Below are 20,738 nucleotides of genomic sequence, written 5' to 3'. Positions count from 1 at the left end.
CGCAAAAAAACTGCGGCGACCTTGTCCGCAGTTTTTTCATGTCACGATTTAGTTTTCGTAGGCGTAAAAGAGATCGCCTTCGTCTTTCTCCACCACGTAGAGGGCGTCTTTCACGACGAAGGTGTCGGAAAGGAAGTCGCCGAGGTTTTGTTTCCTTTCGGAGAAGGCGGTGATGACGTAGAGCAGAAGGAAGGTGGTTTGGATCAGGCGGCAAAAGCCTTCTCGAATGACGACGGTGGTCAAAGAGAGGCGCGGCTCGTCGGGATGAATGACGCGAATCCCCGTCATCATTTTTCCCAAGGTCTGACCGTTGGTCAGGTAGGTGGAAAGAACGAAGTACAGGTAGAAGAAGAAACCGCTGATGGCTTTGGCGGCCAAGCTTCCATCCGTGAGGAAGAAGGCGGTAATAGGCGAGGCGAAGATCGAGGCAAAGGCCGCGGCGACGGCGGCATCGATTAAAAAGGCCACGGTGCGAATCCAAAAGCCCGCCGAGACCATGGCGGAGACGGGATACTTGCGTCGACGTAGAGGCGCCTTGGCGATATCCGCCTTCGGTTCGGGGCCTTCAGAGAAATTTTCTTCGAAGGGCTTTTCCGCTTTCGTCGTTTCGATAATCGGCTCGGAAATTTTTTCATCCGCCTTATCGATGATCGGCTCGGAAATTTTTTCGATCCCTTCGTCATTTACGGACATTTCTTTTTCGTCGGTCTCTTTTTTATGAAAGAGGCCTTTTTTCTTTTCGGAAAAAGGATCGTAGTGTTGGTCTTTCATTATTCACCTCCGTAGAGGTACATGGGCCGGTCGTTGTCGGCGAGGGCTTTCAGCACGAGATTGGCCGCCGCTTCGTTTTGCGAAGCCTTTTGGCTGAAGAGGGAGGCGAAGAAATTGTCTCCCAGGCCCGTGGTGTAGTTAAAGACTTCGGGCTCGTCTACCTTAATGGCTTTTTTCAGCGCCGCCAAGGCGTCTTCCGGATAGCCCAGCTCGTCTACCAGGCCTTGGGCCTTGGCCTGCTTGCCTGTAAAGACTCTGCCGTCGGCCAAGGGACGAAGCTTGGCCATATCCATGTGGCGGCCTTGGGAAACCACGTTTAAAAATTCCCCGTAGAGATCGTCCACCACGCTTTGCAAAATGGCCCGTTCTTCCTCGGTCATGGGGCGGGTGTTGCTGCCGATGTCCTTGTGAGCGGCGCTCTTAATGGTTTGATCGGCGATGCCGAATTTTTCCATGAGGCCGGAAATATTGGTTCCTCCCATAATGACGCCGATGGAGCCGGTGAGGGTGGAGGGGGCGGCGAAAATTTTCGTCGCCGGGGCGGAAATATAATAGCCGCCGCTGGCCGCCGTATCGCCCATGGACACGTAGACGGGCTTTTTCGCGTCGACAATGGCCTTCACCCGCTTGTGCAGCTCGGCGCTTTCGTAGACGCCGCCGCCGGGGGAGTTTACCTTCAGGAGCACGCCTTTAATGGTGTCGTCTTCTAAAACATTGTCCAAGGCGTTCAGTGTGGCCTGATGATCGTAGGCTTCGGTGAGGAAGGAGGCCTGAGGCACATTCATAATGGCGCCATCCACGGTAATGACGGCGATGCGCTTGTCGGCATCTCCTTCTTCCACCACTTCTTCGTTCATGCCGCTGACGGCATCTTTCAGGGAATCTTCCAGCTTTCTCATGCGCGCTTCGCGATTGAGATTTTCGCTGATGCCGCTTGAAAGGGCGCTGATCCCCAGGATCAACACGGCGATGCCTACGGCAATCCACCGTCTCGTATTCATTTTTTCAAGCATAAATCCTCCTTACTGCTACAATTGTTTTTCATATTATAGTATGATATCTCTAGTACGAATGCGTACAAAAAAATCATAACACAGGAGCGTACCATGCACAATTCCTCGTGGAAAATTGCTTTTCTTTTGCTTCTGGCCGTGAACATCATCGTTCTCGTGGGCCTGTTTATTTTGTCCCGCCCCAAGGAACGGCCGAAGGAAGAAGAGATCGTTATAAATGAAAAATCCAATTACGAAGTGAGCCTGACGAGAGAAGCCTTGGAGAGCGCCATGCGCGAAGGCTTGGAAAGAAGCGGAAGCGATATTCGTTTTTCGGTCGCCGACGGCTTTTATTTCCGCATACCCGTGGAGGCTTACGGCATGCGGAGTGAACTGGTCTTAAAGACGAATCCCGTCGCCTATAAAGACGGCACGGTGCACATGAAGGTGGAGCGTTTGAATTTGGGAAGCCTCCTGCTCCCCGAAGGAGCGGCCCTTTCTCTGGCCCAAGCCTCCGTGAATGTGGAGGGGCTCAAGTTGGTGCCGGCACAAAAAGAAATCGTCCTGGATCCCAACGCCTTTATGCCCGAGCATATGGGCACCTTGCGGGCGAAGGTACTGGATGTAAAGAATGACCGCTACGTATTTGAAGGAAATTTGGGAGCGAAGTAAATGGAAGATATTTGGATATATATACCGGTCGTCGCAATATTAATTGCTCTATCGGGTTTTTTCTCTTCGTCGGAAACGGCCCTCACTTCGGTGAATCAAATTCGCCTGCGTCAGCGCGCCGCCGACGGGGACAATAAAAGTTTGACCGTTTTAAAACTTTTGGAAAAGCCCCAGGACGTGCTGTCCAGTATTTTAATCGGCAACAACATCGTCAACATCGCCTCCTCGGCGGTGGCCACGGTGTTTTTCACCCAACTCTTGGGCGCCAGCGGCCCGGTGGTGGCCACGGTGGTCATGACCATTTTGGTCTTGATCTTCGGCGAAGTGCTGCCGAAAACCGCCGCCCAACAGCAGCCGGAAATGATCAGCCGCAAGGTGGCGAAGTCCATTAGCCGGCTCACCACGCTCTTTACGCCCCTGGTCTTTCTCCTCTCGGCCTTTACCAATCTCATGACCAAGCTGCTTTTTTCCAATGTGGACGATTCCCCCACCATTACCGAGGAAGAATTTAAAACCCTGGTAGAAGTGGGAGAAGAGGAAGGGGTGCTGCAGCGGGAAGAGCGGGCCTATATCGACAATGTGCTGGACTTTTCTTCCGCCACGGCTTCGGACATGATGAAGCCCCGCACTTCCGTGGTGGCGCTGGATGTGGAGGCTACGGAAGAGGAAATCTTTGAGCTGCTGAAGGACAATCGCTACAGCCGCATTCCCGTCTACGAAGATTCCATCGACCACATTATCGGCATCCTATACATGAAAGATGTGGTGCGCCTCTTGGCTCAAGGGGAGGCGATTCACCTGAGAGAAATTCTCCGCGACGCCTACTTTATCGGCGAAAGCGCCGTGGCCGATCGCATTTTCCGCGAGCTGAAGGCGCGTAATCTTTCCATCGCCGTGGTGGTGGACGAGTACGCCGGCACCAGCGGCATAATCACCATGGAAGATATTTTGGAAGAGCTCGTGGGCAATATCGACGACGAGTACGATTTGGAAAGCACCGACGTGATTCTTCTGGAAAACGGCGTCTACCTCGTGGATCCGGAGCTCAGGATCGACGAGATCAACGACTACTTCCACATGAATTTGGAAAGCGAAAAATCCGACTCCATCGGCGGCTTCGTCATCGAGCTTTTGGACCGCATTCCCAAGCAGGGGGAAGTGGTGCGCTACGGCGACATTCTCTTTACGGTGAACGAAATGCAGGGCCTGAAGATGACGAAATTGAAGATGGATTTAAGAACCGACGCTTAGGCGAGGGAACTATGCTGGATAAACTGATTCAAAAGAAATTGCCCGATCCCAAGGATCAGGCGCGGCGCACCGCCATGGGGAGAGAAGCGGCGGTATTGGGCATCGTATTAAACTTTATCTTTGCCCTGTCGAAAATCGTCTTAGGCACCTTGGCAGGCGCCATCTCCATGATCGCCGACGGCCTGAACAATGTCATGGACCTGATGAGCTCCGTCATCGCCCTGGGGGGCTTTCACCTGGCCGCCATGCCGGCGGACAGAAACCATCCCTACGGCCACGCCCGCATGGAGTATTTGGCCTCTTTTCTCGTGAGCCTGATCATTATTTGGACCGGGCTCAGTTTGTTATGGGAATCGGGGAAGACCATCATTCACCCCGAGGTCATGGAAACGTCGAAACTCGCCGTGGGGGCACTGATCTTTGCCATGGCGGGCAAGGTGTTTTTGTACCGCTACAATGTGGCCTTAGGCGAGGCCATGGATTCGGAACTTCTCGTGGCCACGGGCTACGACGCGCGGGGCGACGTCTTCGCCACGGCGGCGGTGCTTCTGTCCCTCGCGGTCTATCACTTTTTTTCGTTGAACATCGACGGATGGATGGGCCTTCTCGTGGCGGGCATCATCTTAAAAAGCGGCTGGGAAAGCTTAATGGAGACCGTGGATTCCCTTTTGGGTCGCAAGACCGATCCCGAGTTGATCCGCGCCATTATGAAGGATATTAAGAGCTTCCCCGTGGCCCTCGGCGTTCACGACATGATGTATCACGATTACGGCGCCGACAATCAATTCCTCACCCTCCACGTGGAGGTCAACAGCGAAGACGATGTCATGAAAATTCATCAGGACATCGACGAAATCGAGCGGCACATTGCCGCCAAGTACCATATGGATGCGACGATCCACATCGATCCCATTCGTATCGACGATCCCCGGAGCAACGCCCTCTACGATTACGTGAAGAAGAAGCTCAGGGAAATAGATTCCCGCCTGGATCTCCACGATTTTCGCATCGTCGGCCGCAAGGACGGCTTGAATTTAATTTTCGACGTGCTCATGCCCATGGATTTAGAGGGCAAGGCAAAGCACATCGACGCCGAATTAAAGTGGAAGGTGGAAAAGGACCATCCCGAATACGCCCTTATCGCCATCTACGACATGGACTATCAGGATCTTTTGGAGGCGAAGGATGAATAGACTCCTGACGCCGGAGGCAAGGGAAAGCCTTCTGGCCTCGTGGCACAGGGAAAAGGGCCTTTCCGGCAACGCCCTGAAGATGATCGCCTGTGTGTTGATGTTTTTCGACCACCTGAGCCAGGGCGTGGCATTAAACAGCCTGGGCTTTATGCCGACGGGCGTTACGACGTCGTGGGGGATTCCCGTTTTGTGGGGCATTCCGACGGCGAGCCTTCTCGCCACCATCGCGACTTTGGCCGGGCGCATCGCCTTTCCCATCTTCTGCTTTTTTCTCGTCCAGGGCGTGTTGCTCAGCGGGGACTTTAAAAAACAAATTCAGCGGCTCTTGCTCTTCGCTTTTCTTTCCGAAGTGCCCTTCGACTTGGGGCTCTTCGGCCAGGTTTTTTATTGGGACCATCAAAATGTATTCTTTGAATTGGCCCTGGGAGCCATTACCATCGCGGCCATGAAAAAAATCCTCGACGGCGAGGGCAAGCGGAAGCGCCTTGTGGCCACCTGCACCTTTATCGCCACGGCCGTCATCGCGGAATTTTTAAGATTCGATTACGGCGCCAGCGGCATCGTGGCCATGGTTTTATTTTTTCTGGTCTTTAACAACCGCCGCCGCACCATGCTCATGGGCCTTATCGCCTTTTTATTCGAGGCGCCCCTTTACGGCACGGTCTATCTGTCCCTGCCCCTGATCTATCAGTACAACGGCAAGCGGGGCAGAGGCGGGCGCTGGTTCTTCTATATTTTCTATCCCGCCCATCTCTTGGCCCTTTACCTGCTGTCTCTTTGGATATAACGAAAGGAGTTCATTCTTGTTTAAAAAGTTTGACGTGGTCAAACCCTATTTTGCAAATTACAAAGGCATATTATTTACCGACCTGCTCTGCGCGGGATTCACCACTGTGACGGAAATCGTCCTGCCGGTGATTCTGCGCCACATGACCAATCTGGGTTCGAAAGATATTCACCTGATCACCCCGGGCCTCATCGGGCGGCTGGCCATATTGTTTTTCGCCATTAAGGCCGTGGAAATCGTGGCCGCCTACTACATGACCAATATCGGCCACATGATGGGGGCGAAGATCGAAAAAGACATGCGCCGGGACGTGTACAATCACCTGCAGACCCTGAGCGCATCCTTCTACAACGATACCCAGGTGGGCCAGATCATGAGCCGCATCACCAACGACCTATTCGACATTACGGAATTTTCCCACCACGCCCCGGAAGAATACTTTATCTTCCTGGTAAAAGTGACGGCGACCTTCCTGATCCTGGCGTCGGTTCATTTGAAGCTCACCCTGATCCTCTATCTCATGATTCCCCTTATGCTCATTGCGGCGCGAAAATTTCGCCTGCGCATGCTCGCCGCTCAGCGGAAGCAGCGGGCCATGATGGGGGATTTAAACGCCACCATCGAAGATTCCATCTCCGGCATACGGGTGACGAAATCCTTCGCCAACGAAGACATGGAGAAGGAGCGCTTCGAAAACGAAAACCAACGCTTCTTGGAAACCAAGCGGGAATACTACAAGGCTATGGCGGGCTTTAACGCCGTGACGCGAAACTTCGACGGTATCATGTACCTGATCGTCATCATCGCCGGCGGCCGATGCATGATGGCCGGGGAAATCCTCCCCGGGGACATGATCGTCTATATAATGTATGTCACTACCATGGTGGCTTCCGTGCGCCGCATCATCGACTTCACTGAAACCTTCCAAAAGGGCACCACGGGCATCGAGCGCTTCCGTGATATTATGTCCATCGAAAGCGAAATCAAGGACAAGAAAGACGCCGCGGAATTAAAAAATCCCGAAGGGGACATCCTCTTCGACTCCGTGGACTTCGCCTACGAAGGCAAGACCCAAGTGCTGAAGGATTTCAGCCTTCACGTCGCCCCCGGCGAAAACGTGGCCCTCGTCGGCCCCTCCGGCGCGGGCAAGACCACCATCTGCAATCTCATTCCCCGCTTCTATGACGTGGATCGAGGCGCGGTGAAGGTGGATGGTCACGACGTGCGGGATCTAAAACTGGAAAGCCTGCGCAACCACATCGGCATGGTGCAACAGGACGTGTATCTCTTTAACACGAATATCATGGAAAATATTCGCTACGGCCGCCCCGACGCTACCGACGCTGAGGTTATGGAGGCGGCGAAGCTGGCCAATGCCTACGACTTCATCATGGCTTTGGAAAAGGGCTTTAAGACCCACGTAGGGGAGAAGGGCGTGAAGCTTTCCGGCGGACAGAAACAGCGGATCTCCATCGCCCGGGTCTTCTTGAAAAATCCGGCCATCCTGATTTTGGACGAGGCCACCTCGGCTCTGGATAACGAAAGCGAAATGATCATCCAAAACTCATTGGACGAGCTGACCAAAGGGCGCACCACCATCACCATCGCCCACCGCCTCTCCACCGTGGAAGCGGCGGATACCATCCTCGTCATGGAGAAGGATAGAGGCATTGTGGAACAGGGCGATCACCGCGCCCTTATGGCGAAGAAAGGCCTGTACTACTACCTTTACACCAAGGGCGGCGACTTGGTGGAAAATTTCGAATCGGCAGAATAAGCAAAGGCTCGGCACCCGCCGGGTCTTTTTTGCCGATAGAATTGACATTGGGCGCCAAAAACGATAGGCTAGAAGATACCTACGGGGACGAAATGGCTTCGACGGGGATTCGGAACCCGAGGTAGCAAGCCGTTGATGAGTCAGGCAACGTAAAAATGGCTCAAAAAATTAAATGCTAACGAAAATAATTTAGCACTGGCAGCGTAAACTACGCTACCCACGGAACTAAGAGGACCACGGCTTAGGGAAGTGTCAAATCAGTGGTGAAACGTCGTCGGTCAAGCTTTGCCCCGATGCCGGAATTAATGAAGCTACCTTTTAGCGGCCTTTTGTTTTTCTTACCGCTCTAAGGGAAATTTAAAGAAAAACTGAGCTTGGAGAAACCTCGGTGGAAGAGTTCTCGGACGCGGGTTCGACCCCCGCCGTCTCCACCATACCATTTCAAACGGTTTCAAATAATCTTGAAACCGCATATTTAAGCCATTTGCTGTTTTCGGAATTGCAAATGGCTTTCATTTTGTCTTAAATAATCCCGACCGGTTGCACACTCCGTTGCACACTGAAAGCATAGTTTCATATAATGCCGTCTAATAAATCGACTGCCGATTTTTTAGAATCATCTAATACTGTTACATAAATTTCCGTTGTTCGTATATCATAATGTCCCAACAGCAATTGAATAGTTCGAACAGGAACGCCTTGTTCATAAAGCCTAGTAGCATAACTATGGCGAAGCTCATGGAATGTAAAAGTAGGTAGATTGATACTTTCGCAAATTGTTTTAACTCTTCTTGTGGGACGCTTGCTTTCAATATAATTTCCCTTATCGTCTGGGAAGATTAAATTCCGGTCTATAAAATGGTCAGAGTCCCGTTTTAAATTTAAGGTAATTTCCTTTTGGCGATCTAACATTTTTATAGTAGTATCTGTAACCGGTATTTCTCGTATACTGGTATCGCTTTTGGGAACGCTTATTTCTCTGTGCCAGGTTTTTTCTCCATTTTCCTTAATCTCAGCACTTTTTCTATATTGTTTATTGATTATAATAGAGTGTCCAGTATAGTCTTCCCAAGTTAGTGCTGTAATTTCGGCAAGACGACCACCAGTAGCAAGCGACATATAAATGAAATTATCTAGAGAAGTGTTTTTTAAATTGGAAACAAATTTTTTTTGTTGTTCTGCCGTCATAGGCATAGATCGCTTCTTTATTTTCGAATTGCGTTTCGGTATCATGACTGAGGCAATAGGATTTTTATAAATATCTTCATGATTCATTGCGAAGTCAAGACAATGCTTTATAATTCTATAGTTTTTTTGTATTGTGGGGAGTGGATATTTTTTTTGTAAATCATCAAAGTGGTATTGTAGGTGAGTTGCTTTTAAGTCTTTCATTTTGATTTTAGCAAGTGTAGAATTTTTAATTCGTAATCTATATTCCGTTTCATATTTTTGAAAACTTGTTGGCATAATTTTTTCTTTTTTGGAAGAAAAGATCCAGTGTTTAAAATAGTCTGCGAAAACTTCATCTGAAGGTTCGATAAGAATATTTTTATCTGCTAAGACCTGAAATTCTCGTAGCTTTTTGACGACTGTTTGACGATCATACCCGCCGACGGTTTTTCTAATTGCTTTACCATTATTATCTACTTCAATTGTGGCAGCTCCACGATAATAAACTCGTCCATTGCGTATTTCTGTCCAGATACTTCCGTCACCATTGGCTCTTTTGATTTTTTTCATAATGTCACCTCATATCTAGAAAGTAAAGTCTTACAAATCTTGATATAGGCACTTTCGCATGATAAGATAAATGTGTCACCAGTACCTTCATGCGAAGGTGCTTGCCTCCAGTCAGTCGACTGGAGGCTTTTTTATTTACTTACTATAAATCAGTTATATCTTACTTAATTTATAAACAGCTTTACCAATAATTGAAATGTTTGAGTGGTTATCAAAAAGCATAGGTTTATACTTTGGGTTTTCTGCTCGAAGTTCAACTACATCATTTCCATGCTTGTAGACCTTCTTCAATGTCGCAGAGTCATCGATAAGAACAGCAGCGATTTCGCCATTTTCGACGTCAGGTTGCTGCCTAATAAAGACTATATCACCATCAAAAATGTAAGAAAGCACCATTGAGTCACCAGAGACTCTAAGACAAAAATCGGCGTTGATTTTTTTATCTAGGCTAATATATTCTTCTATATTCTCTTCAGCTAAAACTGGTACACCTGCAGCAATGGTTCCTATTAAAGGGTATTGCTTCGTGGAAGGTGGATTTATGGCATTAGTAATATTATTAAAGTCTTCATTGCCATAGAAGAGCCAGTTTATAGAAACATTTAATTTCTCGGCTATTTTAAGTGCCATAGAGTATGCTGGATCATTACGTCCAGACTCATATCCGGAGATAACACTTTTACTAGTACCAAGTTTATTAGCGAGTTCTTCCTGAGACCAGTCTTTGGAGAGCCTAGCCTTTTTAACTCTGGCACCAAAGTTTTTTAGATTTTCTTGTTTTTTCATCTAACAACCTCCTGTACATATAGTCTATCAAAGGGTGTTCGAAATTTCAATCGTTGCACGTAATAAAAAGAAAAAAGTTCGAAATATAGGTTGACATTTAATTATAGCATTGCTAATATAAATGCATGTTCGAGATATAGAACTGTCCAAAGGAGGAAATATTATGGAAGTATCCTACAATAAATTAAAAGGACTAATGGCTGAAAAGGGATTTACCATTCGTTCGTTGTCTAAAAATACAGGAATTCCTGTAAGTACACTGTCCAATAAATTAAATGGTTTAACAGAGTTTAAAACAAGTGAAATCCTAAAGATATCCTACATTTTAGGTATTTCTGATGTGACAGAATATTTTTTACTGCAAAAGTTCGATATATAGAACGGATTGCAAAATAAGATGTACATTTTTCTTAATTCTTTTTTGGCGTTACCGAGTTGAAATTATTGTTAAATCACTATGTTGTTTTATGCTAAACAACGACAAATAAGGAGTTAAATATGGAAGCAGTTACATTGAATGACGTTGGATTTAATGAAGTTAAAAAGCAATTACAAAATATAGAAAATCTATTAGTTGAAAATAACAAATATGGTTTGTCCGTAAAAGAAGCTGCTAGATATAGCGGTATCGGAAGGACTCAGCTATACCGCCTCATGGAAAGTGGAGAACTTGATTATAAGCAAGTGACACCACAAAAGAGAATTATCACGAAAAAAGCTCTAAATGACTACTTGGAAAGATAGTGGTTGGCTATGGTAGTAACCTCAAAAGAAAGAGCGAACTATATAAGACTAAAACTGGTTAGCGTTATTTTCGCTGTCGATCTCGCCCTTAACGACAAGTGCAAATGCAATTGGAATGAAGATATTATAAAGAGCCTTATTGAGACACGTGACATGTGCCGGAGGACTTTGAATGAATTGGAGGAAGTCATATGAAAGCATATTGTTTAAATGACTTAATAAACTGGGATTCAATCGATTATGGTGACGTTACTATTGAGAGACTAATAATTGATGATTCGGTCGAAAAGATTATGATGCCCGGAGAAAGTAAAACGTGGTTTTATACAGATGACTATAACGTTTATAAGTGGTACGAAAGCTATTCAGATGCTTTAGCCACGATAAATGAAGCTGTTGAATACGGATTGATTTCAACAAAGGAATTTCGAGAGTGGAGATTCTTGCACTGTAAACAGCCTGATGATCTTATAGAGTTTGCGGAAGAATTAGAAAGATCTTTCGTTTTTTAAGGAGGATCTTGTATATGCAAAATAGCCTAAAACAACTTCTTCTTGGGTGGTCAGGATTTATTGCGATTAATCGTAAAGTTTTGAAAGTTCTCGGATTAGACAGAGCCTATCTTCTTAGCATTCTTGCTGAAGGAGAAGAGATGTTTTCTAAAAAAGGCGACGATGAGGGTTGGTTTTATCAAACAGTCAGCTCAATAGAAAACATGTCCGGTTTCTCGCAATCGAAGCAATACAGGCTACTTAAAGAATTTGAAGATATGGGAATACTTTCAGTCAAGTTCGACGGTTTTCCACAAAGGAGATATTTAAAGCTTCACTACGACGCAATCGAAAAAATAGTTTTTGGTGAAAATGAACAAGCTCCAGAGGATCCAGTGCCACAAAATGATGAAGTCAAAATGAATGAACAGGGTCTTCAAAATGACTGCTCAGAGGATTCATACAGTCAAGATGAATTACCAGATCAGTCAAAAGGAATGACCAGATCAGTCAAAGCGAATGATCAGATCAGTCAAACTGAATTACCAAATCAGTTAAACGGAATGACCAGATCAGTCAAAAAGACTGCTTTATATAATAAAGAAAGTAGAGATAAAGAAAGTATTAATCTAAAACATAGTATAAATAACCCCAATAAAGAAATCGCCGGGGGAAGTCAAAAATTTAATTCAGTCGAAAAAAACGAGGAATCAGATGACAATGAAATTACGAATCTCGTATTTTTCTTTACCTCAAACTTTGAACTCCAGGACGCATTATTTAACTTTATTGCTTATCGAAAAGAGTTAGGTGCTGCTATAACTCCGTCTATATTGCCAATATTTCTTGAGGAGCTAAAGACAATCGGCTCATCGGAAAAAGAAATGATCGCTGTTCTAAAGCAATCCATGGTGAACGGTTGGAAAAGAATATTACCGGTTCATCAAAATAATGGCACGGTTAACACGCCCAAGACAGTTGTCGATGAGGTGGCAGACTTTTATGAGTGGCGTGGAGGTGTGTCATGACAATTAGTGATGACGACAGGGCTGTAGCGGAATGTTTAAGTGTGCTAAAAGCGGCTTATCCGCAATATAAATTTTTGACAGATCACGCCATAATGGAATTGTGGCATCGAAAATTGTCGGTACTGGATTCTGAAAAAAGAAGACTCGCTATTGAGTTTTGGATTAATACCGAGAGGTATCCGCCGGCAATTAGCGATATTTATGAGTTGTGCAGTCCTAAATCTTTACCGAATAAAGATTGGTCTGAGGCGTGGCACCTAGTCCAGAGAGCAATACAGCGGTTTGGTGCGTCTCGTGAAATTGAAGCTATGAATTGGCTACAATCTGAAGATTCTATGACGGCAGAAGCTGCTAGAAGATTAGGATTTCAAAATTGCTGCCTATCACAAAATATCGCTCAGGAAAGAGCGAACTTTAGAATGATCTATCAGAGCATGGAAGAAAAACAAGAAGCAGACGAACGCTTTATGCGTTTACCGGTCGGCTTACGTTATGAGGAAAGGAGCAAGGATTTTGCCGAACTTAACATTAACGAAAGATCAATTAAGCCAGTATCACTGTTTAAAGCGGGAAATTAAATTACTTTCTGAACGACTAGATAATCTCGACGCAGAGGTTACAGATACTGTCGTCGGTTCGAATAGCTCGTTTCCTTTTCAGAAAATGCACATAACAATTCGTGGTAGGGAAACTCAATCAGACTACACGACTGCTTTGAAAAAGCTATTAACACAAAGGCTGAATAAATCAGTCGATTCGCTTTATAAAATAGAGTCATTTATATCGACAATCGAGGACGATCGAGTCCGCTATGTTTTTACAAGACGATATATCGACAAATCTAGTTGGAAGCGGATATCCGGAGAAATGGGGAGTAGTGATGAAAGCTATGCCCGTAAAATACACGACCGCTACATTAAAAGGTATTTTTAAATTTGTCCGTTTCGTCCGATTTTTGTCCGTTCTGTCCGTTTTGTCCGTATAGCATAAAGGGTGAGGAAAGCTAATGCTTTTCTATTGCTCGACGTAAGAAGGGTGAATTTAGATGATTAATGATTTTTTGTTAGACCGTGTTTTTAAGAATGCGAAAGACCCAAAGGAGTGGTGCGTATCGTTTAAAGGAATGGACTATGAAGAATGGCAACCTCTTTCCGCAAATGAGTTTATTCGTGAAGTTGAATTAAAGAACTCGTGGAATGATGTTGATCCTGAAATTTACGAAAAAGCATTAGGAACCGTCGGCATAGACTTTGCTTCATATGACGATCCTGATGAAATGTGGGAAGATTTCCTACTTGCTGTCAAAAGAACAATCGATAGTTGGCAGCAAGAAAATCAAATTATAACTCGTAGGTAGGTGATCTCATGGGAATGGGCATACAAGAAGGCTTAGCTGATAGTGTGCATGATAGACGTAAAGTAATGTTTTTTCTGGATTTATCAAGAAAGCTTTTTACAAATATCAGTTCATCGCCAGTACAAAAAGCCACGTATGACGACATGAAAATATGGAAGGAACGACAGAAAATGAATGGTCAACTTGATCAAGAACAGGTTATCTCTACAGATTTACAAGAAGAGTTAGTAAAAGCCTGTGATAAGGAAGGCATTCAATTTGCCGTTGCACCTATTGATGATGAAAAGTTTCGACTGTACTTTCACGCTAAAGACACTAAACAAGTCGATCAGGTTCTAAAAAGGACATATCAAGGTTTAGAGGCTAAACGAGAGCGTGAAGGCGACAGGAAACCTTATAAAGAACGCTATAATGCTGCTAAAGAAATTCGTGATGAATTACGAGAAAAAGCAGCTAATAGTAGAGAAGATAAGTTAAAACAAAAAGACCGAGGAATGGATCGAAACTAAAACTCAGGCGAAAGCCTTTTATTATAAATATTAGTTAACTATCCAAGGAGGAAATAATAATGGTGAAAAAAATTACACGAAAGAAAGCACTTAGTTTAGCACTTGCGGGATTAATGCTTGCACCGAGCTTACCTATTCAAAGTTTTGCTCAAGGAGCTAATCAAGGAGCAAAGGTAGAGTCAGGTACAAACAAGAATGGAGGACCTCTTCACAATCAATCAAAACAGTATATATGGGGAAAATATAATGTAAGTAAAACAGAGTCCGGAGAACCTAAACTGGGAGACATCCGATCATTTGCTACTAATGGAAACTATGGAGTATATAAAGGCATTGGGGAAATAGGAGGCGGTTTTCCGGGTATTAAAGTTGATGGATATTTAAAAGCCACTATTGTGCCTGGAAATATGGTAAAACTATCTCAACCATATCAAAAGTACTTTGAAGCAAGTTACGGTGGTCCAGTTAGTGGTGAACTGCCAAGTACACTTTATACAACTGGTGCAGATTATATTGTTGACAACGACGCTTATCCAAAGGGAGACTATTTTTCTCCAGAAATTAGAATGCATTCCTTTGTTTTAGCTGATATAAGTCAAGTTGAAGTTATAAAAAATGGAAGAGTAACAGTATCTAAGAGTAGTCCAAATGCTGAATATTTGGGAGATTTATATCGAATTGTAGGGGCAGAAGAGGTGTATTCGAAATCTAACTATATCGAAGATGTTACTGCTCCTAAAGGAACCTATCCTAACAATGGTGAAAAAGATGGATTCTGGTATGTTTTAAAAGGTGAGGCACCGACTGATCCGACTGTTAATACAGCGAAATCAGAAAGCGACGACGATATTAAAGGAGCCATTGAGAACCTTCCTGAAGGTGCTAAGGTAGATATCGTCTCGAAGCCTGAGCGTACCGCTTATACTCCTGAAATTAAGGAATTAACAGTTAAGCCCGGCGAAAAGGCAGACTTAACTCAAGCGGTTACTAATCCTAAAGCAGGTGTCAAGATTGTAGAAAAAACTGCCGTTGACACCAGTAAAGTTGGAAAACAAACGGGGTCTATTACTGTAATCTTGCCGGCAGAAACTAAAAATGCGAAGGCAAAGATCACATTTAAAGATCAAACAACAAAAGAAGTAGACGTACCTGTCGAATTTAAAGAGTTAAGTAAAGACTATGACGTAACGGTTAATGTAAAGGAAACAGCTGTTAAAGTTACTCTTAACTACGTTGACGAATCCGGTAAAACGGTAGCTACAAAAGAAATGTCCGCTGAATCCGGAAGTAAAATTAAATTAGCCGACATTCCTGAACTCTTCGGCTTTAAGTTGCTCTCTACTGATGACATTACCGTTAGCGAAGACGGTCAAGCTGTTACTGTAAAAGTAAAAGACCTAAATGCTGAAATTAAGAGCCTTGAAGATCAACTGAACGCCAAAAAAGGCGAACTTAGCAAACTTGAGGAACAACTGGCTGCTGAAAAAGCAAAAGGCGAACAAGACACGGCTAAGATTGCCGAACTTGAAAAAGCAATTAATGACAAGAAGGCTGAGATTGACAAACTCAATAAGCAAATTGGCGATCTTGACGAAGTCATTAAGCAACTGCAAGAAAAGCTCAATGGGCTGAAAGGTAATTTAGAAGCAGCAAACAAAGAGCTTGCCAAGTCTAAAAACGACTTAGAAAATCTTAAAAAAGAATTAGAAGCCAAGATCACTGATCTTAACGGTCAAATTGCAGATAAAGACGCTAAAGGTAAAGATCTTGAAAAGCAACTTGCCGACGAAAAAGCAAAAGGCGATCAAGACGCCACGAAGATTGCTGAACTTGAAAAAGCGATCAAAGATAACAACGACGCAAAAGACGCCTTGAATAAGGAAAAAGAAGGTTTAGCAAAAGAACTCGCTGACAAAGAAGCTAAAATTGCTGAACTTGAAGCAAACGCTAAAAAGCTAGAAGGTAATGTAAAAGACCTGGAAGCAAAAATTAAAGATCTAATTAGTGGTAAAGCTGTTGATGCCGAAACTATGAAAGCTCTCCAAGATCAATTAGAAAAGGCAAAAGCAGAAAATCAAAAGCTCGCAGATAACCTTAGCGCATTAGAAAAAGCAATTGCAGAAAAAGAAGCCGAAATCGGTAAGTTGAATGATAAAGTCGGAAGCCAATCCGAACTCATTAAAGCACTGCAAGCAAAGCTCGATGAAATGAAAAAGGATTTAGAAGAAGCTAATAAAAATCTATTAGATTCCAAATCTAATCTTGATAACCTCAAGAAAGAACTTGCTGACAAAATTGCAGCACTAAATGATCAAATTGCCGGCAGAGATGCGAAAGGTAAAGACCTTGAAAAACAACTTGCCGACGAAAAAGCAAAAGGTAATCAAGACACCGCTAAGATCGCAGAGTTAGAAAAAGCAATTAAAGACAACAACGACGCAAAAGACGCCTTGAATAAAGAAAAAGAAGGTTTAGCAAAAGAACTTGCCGAAAAAGAAGCTAAGATTGCTGAACTCGAAGCAAACGCTAAAAAGCTAGAAGGTAATGTAAAAGACCTTGAAGCAAAAATTAAAGACTTGATCGACGGTAAGTCCGTTGACGCAAGCGCTTTAAAGAAAGCTGAAGAAGCATTAGCACAAGCAAAAGCTGATAATGCAAAACTTGCCGATGAAGTTAAAAAACTTCAAGACAGCCTGAAAACTGAAAAAACAGCAAGTGCTGAAAAAGATAAAGAGCTATCTAAACTGCGTGAAGAAGCAAAAGCAAATCACGATTCTAACCTTTCTGAACTTAAAAAAGAACTGAAGAAAGAACTTGATAGATCGGATAAAGTCGATCGTAAACGCCTAAGCGAACAAGAAAACAAAAAACTCGATGAAGCTATTAAGAAGGCTAAAGATATTTTCGCCAAAAAAGATGCTAAAGATGATGAAGTAAAACAAGCAATCAAGGATTTAAAAGAAACCTTGAAACCTTACGAAAACTTTATTTTCGACGACAAGCATATCAATGGGTTGCTCGGCAAAAATATCAAATCCTTAAAAGACTTTATCAACAAGGTAGAAAAAGCAATTGGCGGAACCTTGATCGAAGAGGAAACAATTAGTAAAGACGGCGAATACACTGCATTAAAATATGTCTTTATGATTGACTCCAACAAATATGCACAAGCAACGAATAAAGATACTAAGATCTACAAAATGGACGTTAGCCCCTTTATTCGCAACAGCAGAACTATGTTACCGCTCCGGTATGTAGCAAATGTACTAGGTGCCGATGTTAAGTGGGATCATGGAACAAGAACTGCTACCTTCACCAAAGACGGTATGGAAGCAAAAATCAATATCGACGAAGGTAAGACCATTAAGGTAGGCGGAAAATCGGTAGAACTTTCTGCGAAGCCTGAAATCGTACAAGACAGAATCTTTGTACCGCTAACAGATATTTCGAAAGTATTCGAAGTAACCAATGGCAATACCGATGACGGTATTAACCAAGACATTGAGTGGAACAAAGACAATAGAACGGTTACCGTTCACATTGCAAGATAGTACTTGATGGGAAGGGGGATATTCCCTCTTCCTATTCTTTTACTTAAAAAGGGCTATTTATGGATATTATCAATCAAATTTCAAAAGACATTCAGGATTATGTGGATTCTAAAATACAGGATTTGAGAGAAGTCAATAAGAAAACGCTGTTTGCGTTGATTTTCCCCTATATACTATTTTTCTTTTTCTTTAATCGACTTTTCTTTTTAATCGATCGTGTTTCCTTTGGGTTTGCATTTAAAAATCTGGCGATGTGTTTTAATACTGAAATTCCACTTATACCCTTGGGAAATTTTACACTCTATGCCTTAGCTGCAAGTGTACTCATTCGAATCATCGTATGGCAGAAAGCTAAAAATGCGAAGAAGTTTCGGAAAGGTGAAGAGTATGGCTCTGCGAAATGGGCAGATCATAAAGATATCAAGCCATACATTAATAGCAGCGATCCTGACGAGAATATTATTCTGACAAAGACAGAATCATTAACTATGGAAGAAAGAATGCCGGTGAGTAAAAAGAAGTACGAGAGAAATAAAAATGTTCTGGTAATCGGCGGTTCCGGTTCAGGTAAAACACGCTTCTATGTAAAACCTAATATTATGCAACAGCATAGCTCCTACGTGATAACAGACCCGAAAGGCAGTCTTTTGACGGAGACGGGAAAAATGCTTGCTCGTGGCAAGATTATGACTAAAAAAGATAAAAAAGGCAAGAAGAAAGCAGTGCGTGAAGCTTATCAAATTAGAGTGTTTAATACAATCAACTTTAAAAAGTCCATGCACTATAATCCTTTTGCCTATGTAAGAACAGAAAAAGACATCTTAAAGCTTGTAAATACTTTGATGATTAACACGAAAGGTGAAGGAAGTCATGCCGGAGAAGACTTTTGGGTTAAAGCGGAGCGTCTGCTTTACTGTGCATTAATTGCCTACATCGTATTTGAACTTGAAGAGAAAGATCGTAACTTTGGAACGCTAGTGGATATGATCGACAATTCTCAGGTAAGTGAAGAGGACGAAAGCTATAAAAACATTATCGACATCATGTTTGAAGAACTTGAAGAGCGGAAAAAAGACTGTTTTGCAGTCCGTCAATATAAGAAGTATAAATTGGCAGCCGGAGTAATAGAATTAAGGAGAACACTTAATCACTGTTTTAGTGAAATATGTACTTCTTAATTCTTTTTTATTTAAAAAATTAAGAGGAAGGAGGAAAAAGTGAGGAATTTTGAAAAGATAACAGCACTCTATGAGAGATTAAGTCGAGATGATGAACTTGAAGGAGAAAGTAACTCAATCGTTAATCAAAAGAAAATCCTTGAAGAATATGCAAGTAAGAATAATTTAACCAACATCATCCATTTTACAGATGACGGAATAAGCGGGACACAGTTTGATAGACCAGGCTTTATGGAAATGATGAATGGAGTAAATACTGGAAATATCGGTTGTATCATCGTAAAGGATATGAGTAGACTCGGCAGAGATTATCTCAAAGTTGGTCAATGTATGGAGATATTAAGACAAAAGGGCGTAAGACTGATTGCTATCAATGACAATGTAGACAGCTTTTACAGAGAAGATGATTTTACCCCTTTTAGAAATATTATGAATGAATGGTATGCAAGAGATACTTCAAGAAAAATACAATCTACATTCAGATCAAAAGGAGAAAGCGGAAAGCATACGGCAAGCACACCGCCTTATGGATACATCAAAGATGAAAAAGACAAAGATAAGTGGGTTGTAGATGAAAAAGCAGCCGAGATAGTAAGACGAATATTTAATCTTACAATGGACGGAGCAGGACCATACAAAATAGCAAAGATACTGGAAGCGGATAAGATAGATATACCCGCTTATCATCAGAAAAAATTGGGATATGGATTACATCAAAGCAAAAACTTTGAATATCCTTATCGTTGGTGTAGCTCCACAATTGCAAGTATCTTAAAGAAAAAAGAATACTTAGGGCATACAGTTAACTTTAAAACAAGAAAGCATTTCAAGGATAAGAAAAGTAAATATGTATCCGAAGATAATTGGCTCATCTTTGAAAATACTCACGAAGCCATCATAGACCAAGAAACCTTTGATAATGTGCAAAGGATAAGAGGAAATGTAAAAAGGTATCCTGATGGTTGGGGCGAATATCACCCACTAACAGGACTGATGTATTGTGCAGATTGTGGAAGCAAGATGTATGTTCATAGGACAAATAACTATAAGAATATTCCTTATTATGTTTGCAGTAATTATAAGAAAGTACCTTGCGGAACGCTATGTCCATCAGCTCATAGGATAAAAGCAGAAGTAGTCTTAAACCTTATCCAAGAAACATTAAAAGATATAAAAAATTATCTTGATGAAGATAATGAAGCATTTATTCATTCCATTCAAAATGAAATGGAAGAAAAGGAAAAGGCACATATAGAAAAGAAAAAGATAAGATTAACAGAAAGCCAAAACAGGCTTCAAGAGCTGGAACGATTGATGTGCAGAATTTATGAAGATATGATTTTAAATAAGATACCGAATAATCGCTATGAAATTTTAAATAACCAATATGAAACTGAGCAACTCACGTTAAGTAAAGAGATTAAAGACTTAGAGCTTGTAATATCAAGATATGAAAAGGAAACAGATAAGGCAAGAAAATTCATATCCCTTATTAGTCGTTATGAAAACTTTGATAATCTCACAAACACAATGATAAATGAGTTTGTAAAGAAGATAATCATTCATGAAAGAGATAGGAAAGGCAGTCAAACATCAAAGCAAAAGATAGAAATATATTTTAACTTCATAGGAAATTATGAAGTGCCAAAAGAAGAGTTAAGCGAAGAAGAACGATCAAAACTTGAGGAAGAAGAACGAAAAATTAATGAGAGAAGAGACAGACTTCATCAAAATTATCTAAAGCGTAAAGCAAATGGAAAACAACAGGAGTATGAGGAAAGGTATAAGGAAAGGAGAGAACAGAAAAAACAGGAGAAGTTAAAGGTTTTGAAAAGGGCAGGTATACTGATGAAGGATTATAAAAACAAGGAATCATTTAAAGAGAGCGTGTAAAAATTACACGCTCTAAAT

19 protein-coding genes and 1 other RNA gene are annotated in these 20,738 nt (G+C 42.8%); 16 read left to right on the top strand and 4 right to left on the bottom strand.

The window, feature by feature from the left end:
- Positions 1 to 48: 48 nt before the first annotated feature.
- A complete protein-coding gene (locus BN7444_RS02540; protein WP_068455332.1) occupies positions 49 to 771 on the bottom strand; it encodes an RDD family protein in 723 nt (240 codons plus the stop codon).
- A complete protein-coding gene (gene sppA, locus BN7444_RS02535; protein WP_218016003.1) occupies positions 771 to 1,784 on the bottom strand; it encodes a signal peptide peptidase SppA in 1,014 nt (337 codons plus the stop codon). The genes BN7444_RS02540 and sppA overlap by 1 nt, the downstream gene beginning before the upstream one ends.
- Before the next feature lie 93 nt (positions 1,785 to 1,877).
- On the opposite strand from sppA, the gene BN7444_RS02530 reads away from it, so the two are divergent.
- From BN7444_RS02530 to ssrA, 6 genes are all read left to right on the top strand, one after another.
- Positions 1,878 to 2,435 carry a DUF2140 family protein gene (locus tag BN7444_RS02530; RefSeq protein WP_068455328.1) on the top strand — a complete coding sequence of 186 codons (558 nt, stop codon included), beginning with the start codon at positions 1,878 to 1,880 and terminating at the stop codon, positions 2,433 to 2,435.
- The gene (locus BN7444_RS02525) at positions 2,436 to 3,686 is read left to right on the top strand and encodes a hemolysin family protein (RefSeq protein WP_068455326.1); all 1,251 of its coding nucleotides are present in this window, start codon (positions 2,436 to 2,438) and stop codon (positions 3,684 to 3,686) included.
- An 11-nt stretch (positions 3,687 to 3,697) separates the two neighbouring features.
- A complete protein-coding gene (locus tag BN7444_RS02520) occupies positions 3,698 to 4,879 on the top strand; it encodes a cation diffusion facilitator family transporter (protein WP_068455322.1) in 1,182 nt (393 codons plus the stop codon).
- Positions 4,872 to 5,666 carry a TraX family protein gene (locus BN7444_RS02515; RefSeq protein WP_068455319.1) on the top strand — a complete coding sequence of 265 codons (795 nt, stop codon included), beginning with the start codon at positions 4,872 to 4,874 and terminating at the stop codon, positions 5,664 to 5,666. Before BN7444_RS02520 ends, BN7444_RS02515 begins: the two co-directional genes overlap by 8 nt.
- 16 nt (positions 5,667 to 5,682) lie before the next feature.
- The gene (locus BN7444_RS02510) at positions 5,683 to 7,443 is read left to right on the top strand and encodes an ABC transporter ATP-binding protein (RefSeq protein WP_068455314.1); all 1,761 of its coding nucleotides are present in this window, start codon (positions 5,683 to 5,685) and stop codon (positions 7,441 to 7,443) included.
- 83 nt (positions 7,444 to 7,526) lie between these two features.
- Positions 7,527 to 7,877, top strand: a transfer-messenger RNA (tmRNA) gene (ssrA, locus tag BN7444_RS02505).
- Between the two features lie 139 nt (positions 7,878 to 8,016).
- Here the strand turns inward: ssrA and BN7444_RS02500 are convergent.
- Both BN7444_RS02500 and lexA read right to left on the bottom strand, forming a co-directional pair.
- Entirely contained in the window at positions 8,017 to 9,183 is a 1,167-nt protein-coding gene (locus BN7444_RS02500) for a tyrosine-type recombinase/integrase (protein WP_068455311.1), read from the bottom strand.
- A 153-nt stretch (positions 9,184 to 9,336) separates the two neighbouring features.
- Entirely contained in the window at positions 9,337 to 9,969 is a 633-nt protein-coding gene (gene lexA / locus BN7444_RS02495; RefSeq protein WP_068455308.1) for a transcriptional repressor LexA, read from the bottom strand.
- A 163-nt stretch (positions 9,970 to 10,132) separates the two neighbouring features.
- On the opposite strand from lexA, the gene BN7444_RS02490 reads away from it, so the two are divergent.
- The 10 genes from BN7444_RS02490 (at position 10,133) to BN7444_RS02440 (ending at position 20,720) form a co-directional block, all read left to right on the top strand.
- Complete coding sequence (locus BN7444_RS02490) at positions 10,133 to 10,348, top strand: helix-turn-helix domain-containing protein (protein ID WP_068455305.1); 216 nt, start codon at positions 10,133 to 10,135, stop codon at positions 10,346 to 10,348.
- Between the two features lie 119 nt (positions 10,349 to 10,467).
- Complete coding sequence (locus tag BN7444_RS02485) at positions 10,468 to 10,713, top strand: helix-turn-helix domain-containing protein (RefSeq protein ID WP_068455302.1); 246 nt, start codon at positions 10,468 to 10,470, stop codon at positions 10,711 to 10,713.
- 191 nt (positions 10,714 to 10,904) lie between these two features.
- Entirely contained in the window at positions 10,905 to 11,225 is a 321-nt protein-coding gene (locus BN7444_RS02475; protein WP_068455296.1) for a hypothetical protein, read from the top strand.
- Positions 11,226 to 11,239: 14 nt separating this feature from the next.
- Positions 11,240 to 12,232, top strand: coding sequence for a hypothetical protein (locus tag BN7444_RS02470; protein ID WP_068455293.1), 993 nt, complete (start codon positions 11,240 to 11,242; stop codon positions 12,230 to 12,232).
- Positions 12,229 to 12,810 carry a replicative helicase loader/inhibitor gene (locus tag BN7444_RS02465; RefSeq protein ID WP_068455290.1) on the top strand — a complete coding sequence of 194 codons (582 nt, stop codon included), beginning with the start codon at positions 12,229 to 12,231 and terminating at the stop codon, positions 12,808 to 12,810. The genes BN7444_RS02470 and BN7444_RS02465 overlap by 4 nt, the downstream gene beginning before the upstream one ends.
- Positions 12,811 to 13,277: 467 nt before the next feature.
- Positions 13,278 to 13,589, top strand: a complete 312-nt coding sequence (locus BN7444_RS02460; protein WP_068455287.1) for a hypothetical protein — start codon at positions 13,278 to 13,280, stop codon at positions 13,587 to 13,589.
- A gap of 8 nt (positions 13,590 to 13,597) precedes the next feature.
- Complete coding sequence (locus tag BN7444_RS02455) at positions 13,598 to 14,098, top strand: hypothetical protein (protein WP_068455284.1); 501 nt, start codon at positions 13,598 to 13,600, stop codon at positions 14,096 to 14,098.
- A gap of 59 nt (positions 14,099 to 14,157) precedes the next feature.
- Complete coding sequence (locus BN7444_RS02450; RefSeq protein ID WP_068455281.1) at positions 14,158 to 17,649, top strand: stalk domain-containing protein; 3,492 nt, start codon at positions 14,158 to 14,160, stop codon at positions 17,647 to 17,649.
- Between the two features lie 59 nt (positions 17,650 to 17,708).
- Positions 17,709 to 18,827: a type IV secretory system conjugative DNA transfer family protein gene (locus BN7444_RS02445; RefSeq protein ID WP_068455278.1), complete on the top strand. Its 1,119-nt coding sequence runs from the start codon at positions 17,709 to 17,711 to the stop codon at positions 18,825 to 18,827.
- 39 nt (positions 18,828 to 18,866) lie between these two features.
- Positions 18,867 to 20,720, top strand: coding sequence for a recombinase family protein (locus BN7444_RS02440; RefSeq protein ID WP_068455275.1), 1,854 nt, complete (start codon positions 18,867 to 18,869; stop codon positions 20,718 to 20,720).
- Positions 20,721 to 20,738 lie beyond the last annotated feature (18 nt).

This window comes from Peptoniphilus pacaensis (assembly GCF_900088125.1).
Classification (GTDB): Bacteria; Bacillota; Clostridia; order Tissierellales; family Peptoniphilaceae; genus Aedoeadaptatus; species Aedoeadaptatus pacaensis.
This window is presented reverse-complemented; position numbering and strand designations above follow the sequence as displayed.